This window comes from Paenibacillus sp. FSL P2-0173 (assembly GCF_038008045.1).
GTDB classification, from domain to species: domain Bacteria; phylum Bacillota; class Bacilli; order Paenibacillales; family Paenibacillaceae; genus Paenibacillus; species Paenibacillus polymyxa_B.
Genome location: NZ_JBBOYK010000002.1, coordinates 1,002,012 through 1,021,287, shown reverse-complemented (window position 1 = coordinate 1,021,287; position 19,276 = coordinate 1,002,012). Strand labels below are relative to the sequence as shown.

Here is a 19,276-nt window from a genome sequence, read left to right as displayed (position 1 = left end):
GGGAGGTAAGACATCATGTTTAAACGGTTTCAAAAGGCTGCTAAAACAACTATGTTATTCACTTTAGCTATCGGTACGACCCTTGCTTTCAATTCCGGTGCATGGGCCAAGGATGTAAAGATACAGCCCACCTCGTACCGGACGGTTGCGGAGGTTAAGGATTGGGGAGCAACCATTACGAAGATCATTGTTAACCTGGGAAAGCCGGTACCTAAAGATGCGATCACCAAGGATACATTTAAGGTGCATGTAGAAAGAAGCGATAGCAGGCTGGTAAATCCTATTTTTGAGGAAGGCAACCGGAAAGTCACCAAGGCCTATGTATCGGACAAAAGTGGCAACCCTGTAAATAAAACCGGAAGCTACGTTGTATTGGAAATGGAGATCGGCCCGGCCTTAACACTAAGCTCCGCTATTCATTATGATGCGGCAGGCTCCGGGTTTAATGCATGGAATGATAACAAATACACGATCACGCAGCAAAAAGCTATTAAAACCAAATCAGGAACGATTTCCGGCTTGAAGATTGATACTTCCGCAGGAGAGATACGGAAGCTGGTTGATCAATATACAACTGGCAAAGCTACTTTTGACGGTGTTACTTTAACGTATGTGGACTACGCACCGGCACAAGACAAAGTGAAAAACCCTCTAGTGATCTGGCTGCACGGTATGGGTGAGGGAGGTACCGATCCGACGATTCCGATTTCCGGAAATAAAGCAGCGAATTTTGCTTCTAAGGATATCCAATCCTATTTTGGCGGGGCTTATGTGTTGGCACCTCAGACCCCAACCTACTGGATGGATGGCTTTACAGGCTTTGGGGACGGAACCTCCAAGTACGAGCAAGCATTGATGTCCTTAATTAAGGAGTACGTGGCCCAAAACAAAGACATTGATACAGATCGAATCTATATTGGCGGAGACTCCAACGGTGGTTACATGACTATGCTGATGATCCGTGATTATAAAGATTATTTTGCAGCAGCTGTGGTGGCCTGTGAAGCCTTAAAGGACAGCCTTATTACCGATGAACAAATAAACGAAATGAAGAACCTGCCGATCTGGTTTGTGGCTGCCAAAACCGACACCGTAGTACCGCCCAACGATTATGCGATTCCGACCTACAACCGTTTAGTGAATGCCGGAGCAAAGGATGTTCATATGTCGTTATTTGATAACGTAGTGGATACCTCTGGTTTGTACAAGAAGAGCGACCAAACACCGTATGAATACAACGGCCACTGGTCCTGGATTTACGTGTATAACAACGAAGTATCGAAGGTGATTGACGGAAAGAAAACAACCATGATGCAATGGCTGGCCTCCAAAACATTGGACTGAAAGGTATAGCTAGCAAATGAAAATAGCAATATGATGTAATAGGCTTCTTTAAAGTTCAATGAAAAACTATTGAAAAATAGATTATGCTTTTGGGAAGCCAGCTTTACCGTACATTCTCTGAGTCATTCGTTAACAACACGTTATCGCTCGGCATTATCAGTTCCTTATTGGGTTTTCGCAAAATCCTCATGTATAAAACTCCGTCAACAAATAATTGACGGAGTTTAATTGTTCTCTTTCACTTATTCACTTCAATCAGCCCATCCGGTTTTTCCCGATTAGAGAGTAATTCGGATACCGTAACGAAGGTGTATCCTCTCTTCTTGAGCTCGGGTAGAATAATTTTCAAGGCTTCAACGGTTTGTGTACTTTGATGTACATAATCGTGCATGAGGACAATGTCGCCGTTACGGGCGTTGCGAAGGACTTTATTAGCGATGCGATGCACACCAGGTTTTCGCCAATCTAAGGTGTCCTGATGCCAGGACCATAAAATAATTTTCAGCCCTTTCTCCTTGGAGAGCTTAACCAGCGAATCGGTATAGGAGCCGCCGGGTGGCCTAAAAAGATGGGTTCCCGTACCAGTTGCCTGAACGATGCTCGCCTGAGCTTGATCCAATTCGGACAGAGCTTTGTTGCGGGAAATGTACTGAAAGGATGAGTGAAGAAAGGTATGGTTGCCAACTTCATGCCCTTCTTCTCGTTCCCGTTTGACAAGGTGAGGCAGCTTTTCGACACGACTGCCGACGACAAAAAAGGTCGCTTTAGCATCATATTCTTTAAGCAAATCCAAAATGGCAGGCGTGTTGCTTTCGTCAGGTCCGTCATCGAATGTGAGAGCGATAAGCTTACGATGGGTAGGAACTTCCCATACAATGTCGCCCCGTTCTTCGTAATAGGCCCTTCCCTTTGTAGGAGCAGGGGAGGCGTATGATGTGGCTTGTGCATTGGTAGATGGAGTGGGGCAAGAGCTGATACACAGTAAAGAAACAGCGATTCCAGCGCACAGCAAACGGTTATATTTCATAAGGCTTCTTCTCCGTTCTAACGTATTCTCACATTAGCTTGCCAAGAAGAAGCATATACCATTCCTCGTTTCTGAAATTCATCCATTCCAATCACTTAAAATTAGATCTAATTGCTTCTTCAGCAAGGCGCAGATTACGGAGTTATGCTCAAAAAGAGTGATAGCTTGCTTGTTGATAACATCCTGTACCCATGATAAGTTGTACATATCCATCCTTGGTTTCAATGTGCAGTTGAGGTAGGTCATTGTCCAGTTCGTGAGAGTCTTAATCTAACGAAAAATGAAGAGGTCGACGGGACAAGCCGCAAAAGCTGATCTGAGGTCAAGGAGCTGCGACTCGTTCCTGAACTTCGAACAGGAGATGAGACGGGATGAAAACAAATGAAAAAGAGTTGCGAGCTATTAGTCTGACGTTAGAAGCGGGCGAACACATCCGATCATATATGGGGTGTACGTATGATTTGAAACAGAGCTCCCAGAAGATATCGCTTCATGGAATGCTGGCAGTGACGTCCGAACGAATCATCTTTTATTCCTGCACTATGGGTACTCCTTGGGTCAAGTTCATCAATTATCACCATATTTCACTGGCTAAGCTAGATAAGGATTTGTCGGATTCTAGGGGGAACATCACGCTGATCAATCAGGGTGTGAACGAGGTGTTCACCCACCTGCCGAGTGGAGATTGTATAGAGGGCTTTGTAGCTGTACTAGAGCAAGAAGCAGGTATCTCTTGTGAGAACTAATGATTATGGAAAACAAATAACTAAAACCTCCAACTTCGTAATGTGCCAAGAAGGCTCCTTACAGAATTTGGAGGTTTTTTTGTCTTTTAATTAGAGAGAGATATGGATCGAGCGCTAACTCAATAGGGTTATAACCAATAAATTATATAATACCAGCGGCAGAATGACATTGTTGTAGGCATAGGAGCGATCAGGGGTTGTGGTGCCTGAGAAGGGTGAGTGATATTGCTGAGGGACCCTCAGATACAAATGATCCGCATCGATGTGCACAATCGTTCCTTCATATACTTGATGATCCATCGTTTGGACCCTGACCGTGTGATTCATGTAGGGGCTTAATTGATAATGCAAATGATCGCGGATATTTTTGAGTTCGGCCTGTAACTCCGGTCTAGCTTGATATAAAGTTTGCGGACTGACGGTGTTGTACGGCATTCGCCTCTAACCTCCATACCATGTAATGATGCATCGTATGCAGGAGTCTATGTCTTTGTGCTCATACCTATAGAGAGTTGCTTTTACAAAAAGAAAAAACATTAACATTTTACTCCAGCCCACTTGACGTTCCCTTTACATCGAAACGATACACTTACTGAGGTTGGTTTGAAAAGAAAGGGGCGATCCGTTTTGGGTGAGCTTAACAAATCTATGGGACTGGGGACGAGGAGTCAGCAACAGACTTCGTCTAAAGCCCGCATACGCACGGGTTCGCTAAAAATTCAAAGACTGCGCGAAAACGCGCTGGCTTATACCTTTTTGGCTCCATCGCTTATTTTGTTTGCTGTATTTATGTTTTATCCGATGATCAAGTCCGTTTATCTCAGCTTGCATTCTACAGATCCCGCAGGAAACGTTGCAGCTTATGTGGGATTAGATAATTTCACTACACTTTTCAGCTCGGGACTGTTTCTGCAAGGGATTAAGGTGACACTCCTGTTTGCACTGCTAACAGTACCAGTAGGTATTTTATTGGCGCTGGTACTGGCTGCACTTACACACAGTAAATTACGGGGAATGCGTATCTTCCAGTTTGCCTTTTCGCTGCCGATGGTGTTGTCGGTCGGTTCATCTGCGGTCATTTGGAAATTTCTTTTTCATCCGACACTGGGGATGTTCAACTATGTGCTTTCCCTGCTACATATCAATCCGGTTCCATGGCTGACCAGCCCGGATTGGGCGCTGTTCTCAGTAGCCATGATGACCATCTGGATGAATCTAGGCTTCAATTACATTATCTTATCAAGCGGACTTCAAGGGATTCCAGATGACATGTATGAAAGTGCCAAAATGGACGGAGCTGGCCCGCTCGTCACGTTCTGGCGTATCTCCATGCCACTGTTATCACCGACGATCTTTTTTGTAACAGTAGTTTCCATCATTGGAGCCTTCCAGTCTTTTGCTCAAATTAACATTTTGACCAAAGGCGGCCCGGTGAACAGTACGAATGTATTCGTGTATTCCATCTATCAGGAAGCTTTCGTTAATTTCCGGTTTGGAACGGGGAGCGCGCAGGCGATTGTCTTGTTTGCTGTCATTCTGCTGCTCACGATGATTCAGTTCAAATGGGTGGAAAGAAAGGTGCATTACCAATGAAAAGACACCTGAATTCAACATTGCTGTATGTGCTGCTTACGATTGCAGCTGCTCTCATTTTGTATCCGGTTATATATACGTTTTTTATGGCAGTCATGTCGCCGGAGGAAGCAAGCGCTTATCCACCAAGCTTTCTTCCACATTCTTTTCATATGGCGAATTTCACTGAAGTGTTTGAAATTGTACCGATTGCAGCCTTTATTGGAAATACATTTCTCATTTCGGTTCTAACCATGATTGGGCAGCTGATTACAGCCAGCTTGGCGGCCTACGCCTTTGCCAAAATGGAATTCAAGGGGAAAAACTTCATTTTCAGCATGTTTGTAGCGACGATGATGATCCCTTGGGAAGTGACCATTATTCCAAACTACCTGACGGTACGAAGCTGGAACTGGCTTGATACGTATCAAGGATTGACGGTCCCTTTTCTGGCGACGGCATTCGGGACATTCCTATTAAGGCAATTTTTTCTCCAGCTTCCCAAGGAACTGTTTGAGGCGGCTCGTATGGATGGGTGCGGGCATATCCGTTACTTTCTGTTCCATGTGCTTCCGTTATCGCGCCCTGCGCTCGGAACACTGGCTGTGTATTCGTTCCTGAATATGTACAATTCGTACCTCTGGCCTTTACTGATCACCAATAGCGAGAATATGCGTACGGTACAAATCGGAATATCCATGCTCGAATTTCAGGAATCGACTTCATGGAATCTGGTATTTGCGGGTACGGCCCTAGTCATTTTACCGTCTCTGCTTCTGCTGATCTTTGGACTAAAACAGTTGGTTCGTGGAATGGCAGCGGGTGCGCTTAAAGGCTAAGCACATATGTCAAATGAAAAGCAACACCTGCGCAAGCAGCCCATATACAGAGCTTCAACACACAAGAATACGCAAGAGAATGCCAATTCAAGAATCATTTAATCAAAGGGAGAGAAGAGAGATTATGGGATTTTTTCGTCTGAAAAGTGCATTGACCCTGCTTATTCTGACTGCCATGGTGGTTGCAGCAGGTTGTAGCAATAATACTGCTGCAGAGAAGCCGAGTAATGGTAGTGATGGGGGAGCAGCGGCTTCTCCAGTGAAGCTGACTTGGTGGCATTCGATGTCCGGTAACGGTGAAAAAGCAATCAAGCAGATCGCTGCTGACTTTAACGCCAGTCATAAGGACATTCAGGTAGAGCCAGTATATCAAGGCAAATATGATGACAGCTTGAACAAGCTGAAAGCGTCGCTTGGATCCAATAGCGGACCGGACATCATTCAGGTATACGAAATCGGCAGTAAATTTATGATCGACTCCAAAATGATCACACCCGTACAACAATTTATTGATGCAGATAAGTTTGATCTGTCGCAGCTAGAGCCGAATATTACACGATACTACACGATTGATGGTAAATTGAACGCCATGCCGTTCAATACGTCAAACCCGATTTTATATTACAACAAGGACGCATTCAAAGCCGCAGGACTTGATCCAGCTAATCCTCCGAAAACGTATGATGAGTTCGAAAAGGCTGCAAAAGCCTTGAGCAAGGATGGTAAATCCGGTGCTTCCATTGCCATCTACGGCTGGTTCATGGAGCAACTGTTTGCCAATCAGAACGCGGATTATGTGAATAATGGCAATGGTCGTGATCAAGCGGCAACGGAATCCATGCTGAATTCGGATGCCGGTGTAAAAACGCTGACGTGGTGGAAGAAAATGATCGATGAAAAGGTTGTATCCAATCTGGGACGTAACTCGGACGATACGGCAAAAGCTTTTTCCGCAGGACAAATTGCGATGACGCTGGATTCCACCGCTTCGCTGCGTAATATTGTGGAGCAGGTTGGCGATAAATTTGAAGTAGGCACAGGATTCCTGCCAAGATCCAATGAAGCTAAAGAAGGCGGCGTGGTTGTAGGCGGCGCAAGCTTGTACATCATGAACAACAAGCCCGAAGCTCAGCAGAAGGCAGCATGGGAGTTCATTAAATTCGTCGCTTCCCCAGCTGTACAGGCACAATGGAGTGTAAATACTGGGTACTTCCCGATCACGAAAGCAGCCTATAACGAGAAGGTACTCAAAGATAATATGGTAAAATATCCGCAATTCCAGACGGCGGTTGACCAATTGCACGCATCGGCACAATCCACCGCTACACAGGGCGCGGTGATGGGCGTATTTCCAGAAGCGCGTCAAATCGTAGAAGGTGCAATTGAGGCCGTGCTGAGTGGCCAGCAACAGCCAAAACAGGCATTGGATCAAGCTGCACAAGAAATTACAGGCAAAATTGCTCAATACAATCAAACCGTAAAAAAATAGTCGGCCTTCCCTTAAAATCGGTTGATAATCTGTAGAATGGCCCCCTTATCATCCGATTTTATGACATAACGGATCGAATGAGTGACCCCCTCACTTATTCGATCCGTTTTTGCATTTTCATTTTTAGAATGAGTGTTTAGACGAAATGTCTAAAATGAATTATTTTCATTTTTCCTATTGCTGGATAACTAAAAATGGGCTTATAATAAATACATAATTTTTGTACTGGACGGTCAGTTCAAAAAAGGAGGAAGCATGAAACAGCAGACAAAGGAAATTATTTTTAACGGCGCACTCAAAGCTTTTTCCGAACGAGGCTTTAATGAAACAAATATGGAGGAAATCGCCAAGGTATGCGGCATAGCCAAGGGCACCCTGTATTACAATTTTAAAAACAAGCAAGATTTGTACATTTACATTTTGAAGATGGGGATGGAGCGTTTTGTCCGGGATATCCATGAAGCAATGGCTCATACTCCTAAAGATCAGGTGGAGCTTAGGGTTCGTAAGCTGATCCAAGTACATATTGAGTTTATTGTGAGAGAGCCGGACTTTTGCCGTCTATTGGTCAGTAAGGGCTGGGTTTCACAAGAGCAGCATTTTAATATTAGGCAGGTGCTGGCTGATTATTTTGATTTTATGGAGGCAGAGATCGATTCCGGTAAGTTATATGGGAAAATTTCAAGTAAGCTGGATGCCAAAACAACAGCCAATTGCTTATTTGGGATTTACATTTTCGCTCCGATGCGGTCTATGGTTTGGGGCGAAACGATGAATCTGCAAGAGGTTCGAGAAAGTATTGAAGTATTTGTGTGTAATGCATTGGGCATGCAACATTAATAGACAGATGGAGTGATGAGAACATGAAAGCTAAAAAATATACGATTTACGTCGTACTTATTATTTTAATCGCGGTTGGAATATATGCCTTGACTGCTTTTCCACGGGGTGGAAGCAGCTTGTCTGCGGATCAGTCTTCTTCCATTCCTACGGCTTATGTGGAGTCGGATACCCTCAATGCCAGCTTTAAAATGGCAGGACGGATTGACCAGATGCTCGTCAAAGAAGGCGATCAGGTTAAAAAGGGGCAGGTGTTAGCCCATCTGGAAAGTCGCGAGTTGGAAGATAAGGTGAAGCAGGCACAGGCGGCGTTGCTGGCAGCCAAGAGTAATGTATCCAAAGCAAAAGCTGGAGTGTTGCAGGCTCAAGCAGGAGTAGGCCAGGCACAGGCCACTGTGAGTGCTGCTCAGGCCAAGAAAAGCCAAGGTACGACATCGGTCAGTGTGACCGCAGAGGCTTCCTCCAGCCAGATCGAACAGGCCAAAGCGGCTGCGAACGCCGCCAAGGCAAAACTGGATGCCCTCAAGAGCGGGGCAAGACCGCAGGAGCTTGAGCAATTGCAAGTATCTGTGAAGATATCCAAGGAAACGCTGGACCTGACCGTTAAAAATTTGGAGCGTGCCAAAAAGCTTCAAGAAGCCGGAGCAGCAACCCAGGCATCTTTGGATCAAGCGACATTGGAACATCAACAGGCAGTGGCCAAATATAATGCAGAGTCGCAAAAATTGGATATGGCACGGGAGGGAAGCCGCAAGGAGGAAATTACGGCGGCTGAAGCTCAATACCGTCAAGCCTTGGCTGCGGTGAAGGAAGCACAGGCAGGAGCGGGCAAAGTTGCTGTGCAACAGGAAGATGTCAAAGCTGCTCAGGCTTCGGTAGAGCAAGCGCAATCCGCTGTGAAGGCGGCGCAATCCACAGTTGAGCAGGCTCAATCTGCGGTTGCAGGTGCCAATGCTCAGGTAGCCCAAGCGGAAGCCGCGCTTCAAGAGGCTCAGACCTATTTGAGCTACACTACGCTATATGCGTCAGAAGATGGAATCATAAAATCCAAGTCGCTTAGCTTAGGTGAAATGGCTAGCGCAGGATTCCCGGTCTATACCATTGAAACTTCGACACAACGTTGGGCTAAATTCTATGTACCTGAAACGTCTCTGAACGGTCTTCAAGCAGGGGATACAGTCCAAATTAAATTGCTGTCTGGCGGTAAGGAGCTGAAGGGTAAAGTCATTCTGTTAGAATCGGCTGCGGACTTTGCCATTCAAAAACCGAGCCAAAGCTCCGGTGACAAGGATGTCCGTTCCTTCGGTGTTAAAGTAGCATTGCCAGACCTTGCTGCTTCGGTTCCAACAGGCTCCACGGTTCTGTTTACAGGCAAAGGGGCGCAGTAATATGCAGGATTCACAGGAAAGACTTCGTATCCGCGATGTGTTTCGCGAGGAATGGCTGAGCATCTTCCGGGACCGCCGCTTTATGGCTATTCTGCTGATTACGCCGATTGTGTATACGATACTATTCGGCTTCCTGTATTCACATCAGCGGATTACCGAGATGCCTGTCACAGTGTACGACGGAGATAATTCGCAGCTCAGTCGCCAGATCATTCAGGCGTTTGATTCGACCGATTCATTTGCCGTTACACGGCAAGCGACCAATCAGGAAGATGTTGTCCGTCAGGTAGAGACCGGGGAAGCTAAGGTCGGAATCGTCATTCCCGACAACTTTACGACTCGGCTTAAGCATGGGGAAAATCCACCCGTGCTCACGCTGATTGACGGCAGTAATATGATGTATTCCAACAGCGCCAGTCGGATTGCGAATCAGGTTATTAGCAGCGTGAGTGCCGGAGTATCGGTCAATTCCATGAAGCAAAAGGGAATGAACTCCGATCAGGCTGCCGCGACGCTGACTACCATCCCGTTCCGGTCCAGAGTGTTGTTTAACCCGGTATATGATTATAAGCTTTTCATGCCACTAGGGGTTATTTCTGCGGCTCTCCAGCAGTGTTTGCTGCTTGGTATTGCGTTGTCTTGCACGCGTGATAAGGAAGCAGGGACTTGGGGGAGATTTGGTGCATGGAGAAATACCCCTTGGCGTATGGCTATTGCCAAACTGGCACCGTATTATGCAGCGGGAGCTTTCAATGTGCTGACTGTATTCAGTATCAGCGCTTTATGCTTCGATATTCCGTTTAGGGGACAGGTATTACCGTTGATTTTAGTGTCGCTGGCCTTTAACTTTGCACTGTGCGGGTTAGGATTCCTATTCAGTCTCTTTTCCAAGACTAGAGTGGATGCGACCCAAACCCTGATGTTGATTGCTGTTCCTTCCTTTATGCTATCAGGCTATACGTGGCCATTAGAGGCAATGCCCGGCTTCTTGCGGGGGCTTGCTGAAATATTGCCACTGACGTATTACCTGGATGCTGTACGGAATATCACGCTCAAAGGACTGGATATCACATACATCTTCAAAGATATGATTGCCTTGGGCGTCATTGGTTGTGTGAGTCTGCTGGTGTCCTTCGCGATCTATCCGTTATTCTTTAGACAGCACCAGACGACAGGGCAGCATGCCGATGTGCCCGCTCAAGAAGGATTCACGCTAAAAGGCTGAGAGCAACTTTAAATATGGATATCATAAAAAGGCAGATCAGGATTAAATCCTGATCTGCCTTTCGCTTATTCGTATGGTTTAAAAGTGGAAAAAATATTATTGCGGCGGCTTAAGATCCTCGATAGAATCAATCGGCACATAGGATGGAACGACAAGCCCGGACATAACGCCAGTCATGCTGGTTCCGATGTCATCCACCTTATCCTTGTATTGAGCCCAATAATCAGCATGCGTCAATGGAAGCCAAGCGGCAGCAGTAGCATCTACACTTCCGCCGGCCACGCCAGTCCACATTGGGCCGATTTCCACTTGCAGGGCTGTTACTTTATAGCCCAATTTTTGTTCCAATACATATTTCAATACGTTCGTACTGGCAATTTCAGAATCCCAAGCAGCGTAGCTCAGCTTCAAAGGATCACCGTTGACGGACTGTAGGCCCTTGATCCATTCCTGAACCTTGTCAGGATGTTTATCAGCCCAGTTCTTGGCAGCCTGCTGTGGGGCAGTACCGTCCTGAATCGCGATCATCACTTCACCCATATCTTCAGCAGTCCACTTAAATCGGCTTAGAAATTCATAAGCCACAGGAGCATCCTGCTTCAAGCCTTTGCGGGCGATGGTATGAATTTCTTCCTTATCACCGTACGCTTTTTTAGGATCTTTCAAGTATTTTAAATCATATTTATTAAACATCCAGTGAGGAGTCCAACCTGTTACGACGATAGGCTGCTTGGCTTTGATAGCTTTATCCAGTGTAGCGGTCATAGCAGCCCCAGAGCTTTCAAGCAGCTTCCAGTCGGATAAGCCATAGTCATTCATAGCTTTAGCGGTCAGCTTCATTAGTCCGGCTCCAGGGTCGGTACCGACAATGCGGTAGCCGACCTCTTTGCCAAAGTCCCCAGTTGTGGCGGAAGCCGGAGCCGCTTCGGCTCCGTTATCCTGCAAATCAGTAATCGATTTAACATCCATGTAAGCTGGAACGACTAATCCGGTTTTAACACCACTCATATTAGCCCCAAGATCGTCGAGCTTATCCTTGTATTTAGCCCAGTAATCCGCGTGGGTTAACGGCAGCCATGCCGCAGGTGAAGCATCTACATCACCACTAGCGACACCCGTCCACATAGGACCTGCTTCCACTTGCAGTGCGGTTACTTTATAACCTAGTTTGTTTTCCAAAATATATTTCAGCAAATTCGTGCTGGCAATTTCAGAATCCCAAGCCACATAACTTAGCTTGAAGGTGTCACCATTGACAGGTTGCAGTCCTTGAGTCCATTCCTGAACCTTGTCGGCATGTTTCTCCGCCCAATCCTTGGCAGCTTGCTCAGGACTGGTTCCGGCTTGAATGGCGACCATCATTTCACCCATATCTTCTGGTGTCCATTTGAAACGTTTCAGAAACTCATAAGCGATAGGAGCATCCTGTTGCAATCCTTTACGGGCAATCGTATGAATACCCTCGGCTTCACCATAAGACTTCTTAGGGTCTTCCAAATATTTGAGATCATACTTGTTGAACATCCAGTGTGGAGTCCAACCTGTAATAATGATCGGTTTTTTCGCTTTAATGGCTTTGTCCAGTGTGGCCGTCATGGCTGCACCGGAACCTTCAACGAGCTTCCAATCAGACAAATTGTAGTCTTGAATTGCTTTGGCAGTCGATTTCATAATGCCTGCCCCGGCATCAATACCGATAATTTTGTAACCGACTTCTTCGCCAACCGGGTTGGCAGCAGCGTTACCTTTGCCAGATGCGGAATGATCCGTACCAACAAAATATTGAGATGCACCAGCGATCAAAATGACAGCTGTAACTGCAGAAGTAATCCATACTTTTTGCTTGCTGGATACGCGGCTTTTGCCTTTTTGCGTAGGTTTAAACAGGTTTTGCGTAAAACGGTCAAGCACAATAGCCAGAACGACAACAGCTAGGCCGGCTTCAAAACCTTTACCGATTTGCAGCTGTGTCACAGCACGGTACACAACAGCACCGATGCCTTCTGCACCGATCATGGAAGCAATAACAACCATGGACAGTGACAGCATGATCGTCTGGTTAATACCAGCCATTAAGGTAGGCAATGCCAGTGGAAGCTGAACTTTGAACAGCTTTTGCGCAGATGTTGAACCGAAAGCGTCTGATGCTTCGATCAGCTCACCCGATACTTGCATAATCCCCAAGTTGGTCATACGAATGGTTGGGGGGATAGCAAAGATAACAGAAGCGATAACACCTGGTACAACACCTAGGCTGAAAAAGGTAACCGCTGGGAGCAAGTACACGAACGCAGGCATCGTCTGCATAAAATCAAGTAAAGGCGTGATAATGCGTGATGCGGATTTACTGTATGCACACCAGATCCCGATGGGAATACCGATAACAATGGATACGAGCGCAGACGTGATGACCAGTCCCAGCGTATTCATTGTTTCACTCCAATAGCCGAGATTATCAATTAGCAGGAAGCCGATGACAGTAAACAGCGTAAGCTGAACCCGCCCGATCATAAAGGCGATAATCCCGATAATCACGATGAACACCAGAGGGTGCGGAAGCATGAACAGGCCTGAGAAAAAGCCTACTACAGCTTCTATAATGGAAGAAATAACATTAAACAATCCAGCCAGATGAATACCCATCCAGTCGACAATGGATTGAATCCACTCAGCGATTGGCAGTTTCGGTATCATGGGCATTCACCTCCTTCATAGTGGTAACATCTCCACCAAGTGCGCCGAGCAATGCTCCACGGACGATAACGCCCAGTAGCTTCTGCTTATCATCGACTACAGCCAGCGGCACTTTGGACGAGCTTGTAATTTCAAACAAATCATTAATGACAGTCTCGGCAGGAACCTGCGGTCCGTCAGTGATCAAAATATCTTCAATCTTCAAATTGTTGCGCAGTGCATGCACAGCATCCTCGGCGTTAATAACACCCAGTAGCTTTTTGGTGCGGTCAATGACGAACAAATTGGAAATCCCACGCTCCCGCATCAATTCCAGAGCCACACGCGGACCACGATCCATGGTAATGGTTTCTGGACGAAGCATGACATGAGCAGCAGTCAATACCTTGGACAGATCCACATCCTCGACGAAGCGGGCTACATAAGAGTTAGCCGGTTGGATCATAATTTCTTCCGGTGTACCGATTTGTACGACCGCACCGTCTCGCATCAATGCAATCCGGTCACCAATCCGCAACGCTTCATCCAGATCATGGGTGATAAACACAATTGTTTTCTTCATTTTATCTTGAAGCTCCAACAGCTCATCCTGCATGTCACGGCGAATAAGAGGGTCCAATGCACTGAACGCTTCATCCATCAGAAGTACTTCAGGGTCATTAGCCAGCGCCCGTGCCAGACCGACACGCTGCTGCATACCGCCACTCAATTCATCGGGCATTTTATCGCCCCAGTTTTTAAGACCAACCAGTTCCAGCGCTTGTTGCGCCTTTTCCTGACGCTGTGCTTTTTCTACCTTTTGAATTTCAAGACCATATTCTACATTCTCTAATACAGTCCGATGTGGGAACAGGGCGAATTTTTGAAAAACCATGCTGATGGTTTTACGACGAACTTCGCGAAGTTGTTCTTTGTTCATCTTACGGAGATCTTTGCCGTGGACCAGAATTTCACCGGAGGTAGGCTCAATCAAGCGATTTAGCATTCGCACCAAAGTGGACTTGCCACTGCCCGATAGACCCATAATTACGAAAATTTCACCTTGCTTAATTTCCATGTTGGCCTTATTGACACCAACAGTAATCTGTTTTTCTTTGGCCAACTTTTCCTTGCCCCAGCCTTGCTCCAGGAGCGGAACACCTTGCTCTGCGTGAGGACCAAAGAGTTTGCTGACATTTTTGACTTCCAAAATCGTCATACATACACCTCTTCTTTCTATACTTTGCTTGGTATTAACCCCATGTTGCATTAAGGATTGAGTATAAAAATCATAATTCTGAACATCCTGAACGGTTAATGACAAAATTAATTGTAACAGAAGCATTGCTTACATTTCAAACAAAAAAACTGTTCATAAAGTACGTACAGAAAAAACTGTACAAAGTTTCCTTTGATATGCTCCTTCGTTCTATAGAATGCTCAAACATTCGGAACTTTACAACCGATAGTGCTTTTTTTAAAATAGACAATGAAATATAACCATAAGAAAAAGATTTATGTATATCCATAATTTTAAAAGTTTACTATCATTAGCAATTTTGCGAATTATGATTTTGAACGATCCATGCTGTTGTAATATAGACAGAAGCTTTGTTTTTGAAACATTTCATTTATATTGAAAGATTTCATACATTGCGTCAAAGCTAATCTTTTACGGGTAAATCGTTCATACTAGGTTGTGCAAAATGCTCTAAAATTAGGAGGTTGCAAGCATGAGCTTGTACCAGTTAGGTGATGAGCAGCAGGCTTCGCTGCAAAAAATTCGCAAACGTGTTATAGAAGCTATAGGTAAAAACATGGACCTGTATGGGATCACTTTGTCTGCGGGGCATTTATACGGTTTGCTTTTTTTTGCGGATAAACCGATGACGCTGGACGAGATGGGCCGTGAAATGGAAATGAGCAAAACGAGCATGAGTACAGGAGTTCGAACATTATTGGATCTGAAAATGGTAAATAAGGTATGGAGCAAGGGCTCACGCAAAGACTTGTATGAAGTCGAATATGACTGGCATCAAACCTTCACTGACTTCTTCGCTATTAAATGGAGAAAAGCGGTAGAAACAAATTTACTGGTGCTGCGCAAAGCCATAGATGAGCTGGACAGATTGATGAATCAGGGTGAAGAGTACGAGGAATTTAAGGCGATTCTTCAGCAAGACCGATTGAAAATGAAGCAGGCCGTCGCTTATTATAAGTGGCTAGACCGACTAATTGACTCTATGGAAAGCGAAGAAATTTACAAGCTGATTCCCAAAGAAGAAGTTCGGGATTAATCGCTATTTCTCTATCTTGTTTATAAAAATGCCGGAGCGCAAAAGTGCTTCCGGTATTTTTTGGTTTGGCCGTGTGCAAAGGGTATAATAGAGATATGTAAAGATTGATATTATACCGTTGTGTTGAACATACGAAATAAAGGAGGCTTCATGATGGAGAGTATTACAGTACATACTCGTTTAGGTCAATTACGTGGGGAAACGGGGAATGGATATCATGTATGGAAAGGTATCCCATATGCACAGCCTCCTATTGGAAAACTACGTTTTCACGCACCCCAGCCTTTGGAGTCTTGGGAGGGTGTACGGGCTGCGACGAGTTTTGGGCCAATCTGTCCGCAACCTATGCCATCCGCTGAAAGCATGACTGGAAATCTGGTGGAACCGCCTAAGCAGTCAGAGGATTGCTTATACCTGAACATTTGGACACCTGCTTCGAAGGCTCCTGAGAAGGGACGTCCGGTGATGGTGTGGATTCATGGCGGTGCCTTTGTCACGGGGTCCGGGATTATACCTTTATATGACGGGGAACGCATGGCGAAGAATGGCGATGTTGTGGTTGTTACGATCAATTATCGATTAGGGCCGTTAGGATTTTTGCATCTGACTCCAAAGGGAGATGGCCTGACCTCTAATGCGGGACTGCTGGATCAGATCGCTGCGCTGGAATGGGTTAGGGATCACATCTCTGCCTTTGGCGGTAACTCGGACGAAGTAACGGTGTTCGGTGAATCGGCAGGGGCGATGAGTATTGCCGCTTTATTGGCGATGCCAGCAGCTGAGGGACTGTTCCAGCGTGCGATTTTGCAGAGTGGTGCGTCGCAGGTATTGTCAACTTCACAGGCTAAACAAGTGACGGCTGTGTATCTGCAGCAGCTGGGTGTGGACACTCAGCATCCAGAACGGTTGTTTACGCTGCCGACAGATGCGCTGATGCTAGCTATGGCGAAGACGCATGAAGTCATCGGACCAGGGATGGCGATGATCTATCAACCTGTCGTGGACGGTGTGACCTTGCCAGATGTACCGCTGTCTGCAATCGCGCAAGGTTCAGCAAAGCAGGTATCCGTTTTGATTGGAACGAACTTGCATGAGGGTGCCTATTTCATCCGAAAAGAATCCCATCTAATGAACAAGTCAACAGCGAGTCAGGCATTGGAGATGATGACGGGCATGTCAGACATCGGCGACCTGATAGAACCATTTCCGGTTACGATTGAGGGACAGGCGCAAATGTTGACTGATCTATTTTTTTGGCGTCCTGCGTTGGCTCTTGCTGTTGCGCAGTCGGCGCATACGCCTGTATGGATGTATCGTTTTGATTGGACATTGCCGGGGCATCCTACCTTTGGACAAGCGGTTCACGGTGCCGAAATTGCGTTTGTTTTCGATAATCTGGAGCTGCTAGGTAAGCTTGGATTAGAGATTCAACCGTCGATGCAGAAGCTGGCTCAAAATATGCAGCAGGCATGGGTTGCTTTTGCACGTGATGGGAAGCCTGTGCTGTCGGAGGGGGCTTGGCCAATGTACGACAGAGAAGAGCGGACTACAGCTATTTTCCATCAGGATATTAAGGTAGAGCACGACCCCGAAGGAGATAGACGCCGTCAGTTAATCGGTCAGATGACCATATAAGTAGACAAGAGAGAGCATCCTAAGAACTCTAATGTAAAAAGCCTTCGCCCGTAATTTGTATACGGACGAAGGCTTTTGTTAGTCATAAGATGTATTGCTGTTCATTCTTACTTGCATGAAATTGCAACGATGCAATGTGTAAGTTAAATCTTAAATCGCTTAACCAGCTGTTGCAAATCCTGCGCCATGTTGGACAACTCCTGAGACGAAGATGCGATTTCCTCCATGGCCGCCATTTGCTCCTGAGCGGCAGCAGATGTTGTCTGTGAACTGTCCGCTGAATTGCGAGACAGACTTGCCAAATGGGTGACAGTAGCGGAAACTTCCTCTGTACTGGCTGAGATTTGTTCAGCTGCAGCGGATACACTTTGAATTTGTTCCACGATATGAGATGTAGAACGTTCAATATTCGTAAATGCACCTTCTGCATCTTGGCTAATACGTAATCCTTCACCTACCTGGTTACGAACATTACCGTTCATGGTAGCGGTGGAGCGTTGAATCAAATCGAGCATCTGAGTAATGATCTGACTGATGGAATCCGCGCTTTCCTTGGATTGCTCAGACAGCTTGCGTACCTCTATAGCGACTACGGCAAATCCACGCCCGGCTTCGCCTGCTCTGGAAGCTTCAATAGACGCGTTCAGAGACAACAAATTGGTTTGCTTGGCAATAGCGGCAATAGCTGTATTCATCTGCTTCGCATCGTCTGAGAGCTGGGATAGCTCATCCATCAGGCTAGCTGTTTGGCTTACAGCTTCCAGAATACGGTCCATTTGTGTCCGCACATGGCTGATCATTTGACTGCCTTGAGCCACATCATGCTCGGTTTGTCCTGCTGAATCCACGATGGAGCTTGCCGATTCGGCAATGGTGCTGACACCCTTCGCCATTTCTTCAACGGCATTAGCGGTTTGCTCGGATGCCTCGGCGCTGGTGGCTGCATTTTCTGCGGATTCCATAACCGTTTCCGCTACGTGTTGTACGGACTCCGTCGTTTGCTCTGTGCTTTCCTTGATCATCAGAGAAGAGGAAGCAAGTCGGGAGGACGTTTGATTGACCTCGGAAACCATCGTATGCAAGGAATGCGTCATTTGGTCAAAATTCTGTGCCAGTTCGCCGAACTCATCCTTGCTGGATAGATTAACACGTTCGGTCAGATTTCCGTCACGGACGATGCGTGTTCCTGCTTGCAGCTTGCGCAGCGGAATTAAGAACGAGCGGACCATAAGCACAATGATGATTGCAGCGGCAAGTATGGAAATGACAATCACAATCAGGCTTTGCTTCAGAATCGGTTGGGCTGCATCACTGTAATCCTCCAGATCCGACAGTGCGACAATGCTCCAACCGGTGAGAGGGTCCTTAAGTGTAAAGGCCAGCATATCTCGATTCATAAATTGAATTTGCGACATGGAAGGAGTATCATTTTCGACGGTTGTCGCCACTTCGGGAAGTCCCTCTATGGCGTCAGCAGGTTTTTTGCCTGCCTTGTTAAAGGCTGTTCCAGTCCCAGATACAACTTTATGTTCAGAATCAACAATAATGAGTCCTCCGCGTTCACCAATCTTGACAGACTGCAGACTTTCACCCATTTTGTCCAGATTCAAAGCCAATGAAACAGCTCCTTCACCGTCCTCCAGCGTTCCCGATATATTAACGACTAAATTCCCTGTCGTGACGCTGGCAACTGGAACACCGACGAATACCTTGCCCTTTTCCAGCATTGCATTTTTGTACCATTTTCTCTCCCGGGGGTCATAATCGTCCTCCTGTTTTTTCGGCGAACGTATGTATTGCCCTTTCGCATTGCCGAGAAGCGCGGCATCTAGCTCGGGATGAGCCTTGACGATGACATCCAACTTTTTCTGAAGGGCCTCTTGGTTGGTACCAATGGAATCAGATTTGATTTCAGTGGTAAGCACGTCCAGATCTTTCATAATGGGCGCTACATACTGATTGACATTGCTTCGGATCAGATACAGATTCGTATATACGGAACCGCCCATTTGCTGACTGAGTTGTGTCGTAGCCCCCTGATAGGAAAAGTACCCGATAAGTACGCTCGGAATCAATAACACAGCCAAAAAAGATATTATTAATCTTGTCCTCATTAAATAAAACTGCTTGAGAAACCTGTTCCACCACGGAACTGTTTGTTTTGTTTTAGTCATAGTTATTGCTCCTCTGTGTCTGATGAT

General features: G+C 46.1%; 15 protein-coding genes. 10 read left to right on the top strand and 5 right to left on the bottom strand.

Translation table 11 applies throughout. From position 1 onward, the window contains the following. Window positions 1-15: 15 nt before the first annotated feature. Window positions 16-1,344 carry a prolyl oligopeptidase family serine peptidase gene (locus MKX30_RS15035; RefSeq protein WP_339201635.1) on the top strand — a complete coding sequence of 443 codons (1,329 nt, stop codon included), beginning with the start codon at window positions 16-18 and terminating at the stop codon, window positions 1,342-1,344. Window positions 1,345-1,582: 238 nt separating this feature from the next. Here the strand turns inward: MKX30_RS15035 and MKX30_RS15030 are convergent, their stop codons facing one another. Next, a complete protein-coding gene (locus MKX30_RS15030) occupies window positions 1,583-2,371 on the bottom strand; it encodes a polysaccharide deacetylase family protein (protein WP_023987570.1) in 789 nt (262 codons plus the stop codon). 371 nt (window positions 2,372-2,742) lie between these two features. Here MKX30_RS15030 and MKX30_RS15025 point away from each other — a divergent pair, with 371 nt between their 5' ends. After that, on the top strand, window positions 2,743-3,117 hold the full coding sequence (locus tag MKX30_RS15025; RefSeq protein ID WP_023987571.1) for a PH domain-containing protein: 375 nt from the start codon (window positions 2,743-2,745) through the stop codon (window positions 3,115-3,117). 114 nt (window positions 3,118-3,231) lie between these two features. On the opposite strand, the gene MKX30_RS15020 is transcribed toward MKX30_RS15025, so the two are convergent. Beyond that, on the bottom strand, window positions 3,232-3,552 hold the full coding sequence (locus MKX30_RS15020; RefSeq protein WP_023987572.1) for a hypothetical protein: 321 nt from the start codon (window positions 3,550-3,552) through the stop codon (window positions 3,232-3,234). A 192-nt stretch (window positions 3,553-3,744) separates the two neighbouring features. Here MKX30_RS15020 and MKX30_RS15015 point away from each other — a divergent pair, with 192 nt between their 5' ends. From MKX30_RS15015 to MKX30_RS14990, 6 genes are all read left to right on the top strand, one after another. After that, window positions 3,745-4,710 (top strand): carbohydrate ABC transporter permease, encoded by a 966-nt coding sequence (locus MKX30_RS15015; protein ID WP_023987573.1) that lies wholly within the window; start codon window positions 3,745-3,747, stop codon window positions 4,708-4,710. Beyond that, a complete protein-coding gene (locus MKX30_RS15010) occupies window positions 4,707-5,528 on the top strand; it encodes a carbohydrate ABC transporter permease (RefSeq protein ID WP_340958518.1) in 822 nt (273 codons plus the stop codon). Before MKX30_RS15015 ends, MKX30_RS15010 begins: the two co-directional genes overlap by 4 nt. 124 nt (window positions 5,529-5,652) lie before the next feature. Further along, entirely contained in the window at window positions 5,653-7,017 is a 1,365-nt protein-coding gene (locus MKX30_RS15005; RefSeq protein ID WP_340958517.1) for an ABC transporter substrate-binding protein, read from the top strand. 255 nt (window positions 7,018-7,272) lie between these two features. After that, window positions 7,273-7,857: a TetR/AcrR family transcriptional regulator gene (locus tag MKX30_RS15000; RefSeq protein WP_023987576.1), complete on the top strand. Its 585-nt coding sequence runs from the start codon at window positions 7,273-7,275 to the stop codon at window positions 7,855-7,857. Window positions 7,858-7,880: 23 nt separating this feature from the next. Next, window positions 7,881-9,245: an HlyD family secretion protein gene (locus MKX30_RS14995; protein ID WP_279831817.1), complete on the top strand. Its 1,365-nt coding sequence runs from the start codon at window positions 7,881-7,883 to the stop codon at window positions 9,243-9,245. Window position 9,246: 1 nt separating this feature from the next. Then, window positions 9,247-10,470 (top strand): ABC transporter permease, encoded by a 1,224-nt coding sequence (locus tag MKX30_RS14990; RefSeq protein WP_023987578.1) that lies wholly within the window; start codon window positions 9,247-9,249, stop codon window positions 10,468-10,470. Between the two features lie 96 nt (window positions 10,471-10,566). Here MKX30_RS14990 and MKX30_RS14985 read toward each other — a convergent pair whose 3' ends face one another. Continuing rightward, entirely contained in the window at window positions 10,567-13,164 is a 2,598-nt protein-coding gene (locus MKX30_RS14985) for a glycine betaine ABC transporter substrate-binding protein (protein ID WP_075153911.1), read from the bottom strand. Beyond that, complete coding sequence (locus MKX30_RS14980) at window positions 13,139-14,362, bottom strand: quaternary amine ABC transporter ATP-binding protein (protein WP_028543061.1); 1,224 nt, start codon at window positions 14,360-14,362, stop codon at window positions 13,139-13,141. Before MKX30_RS14980 ends, MKX30_RS14985 begins: the two co-directional genes overlap by 26 nt. 514 nt (window positions 14,363-14,876) lie before the next feature. Between MKX30_RS14980 and MKX30_RS14975 the strand changes: the two genes are divergently transcribed. Continuing rightward, the gene (locus MKX30_RS14975; RefSeq protein ID WP_023987581.1) at window positions 14,877-15,440 is read left to right on the top strand and encodes a GbsR/MarR family transcriptional regulator; all 564 of its coding nucleotides are present in this window, start codon (window positions 14,877-14,879) and stop codon (window positions 15,438-15,440) included. Between the two features lie 153 nt (window positions 15,441-15,593). Further along, window positions 15,594-17,075, top strand: a complete 1,482-nt coding sequence (locus tag MKX30_RS14970) for a carboxylesterase/lipase family protein (protein ID WP_338533694.1) — start codon at window positions 15,594-15,596, stop codon at window positions 17,073-17,075. A 143-nt stretch (window positions 17,076-17,218) separates the two neighbouring features. Here MKX30_RS14970 and MKX30_RS14965 read toward each other — a convergent pair whose 3' ends face one another. Beyond that, window positions 17,219-19,249 (bottom strand): methyl-accepting chemotaxis protein, encoded by a 2,031-nt coding sequence (locus MKX30_RS14965; RefSeq protein WP_053324890.1) that lies wholly within the window; start codon window positions 19,247-19,249, stop codon window positions 17,219-17,221. Between the last annotated feature and the right edge of the window lie 27 nt (window positions 19,250-19,276).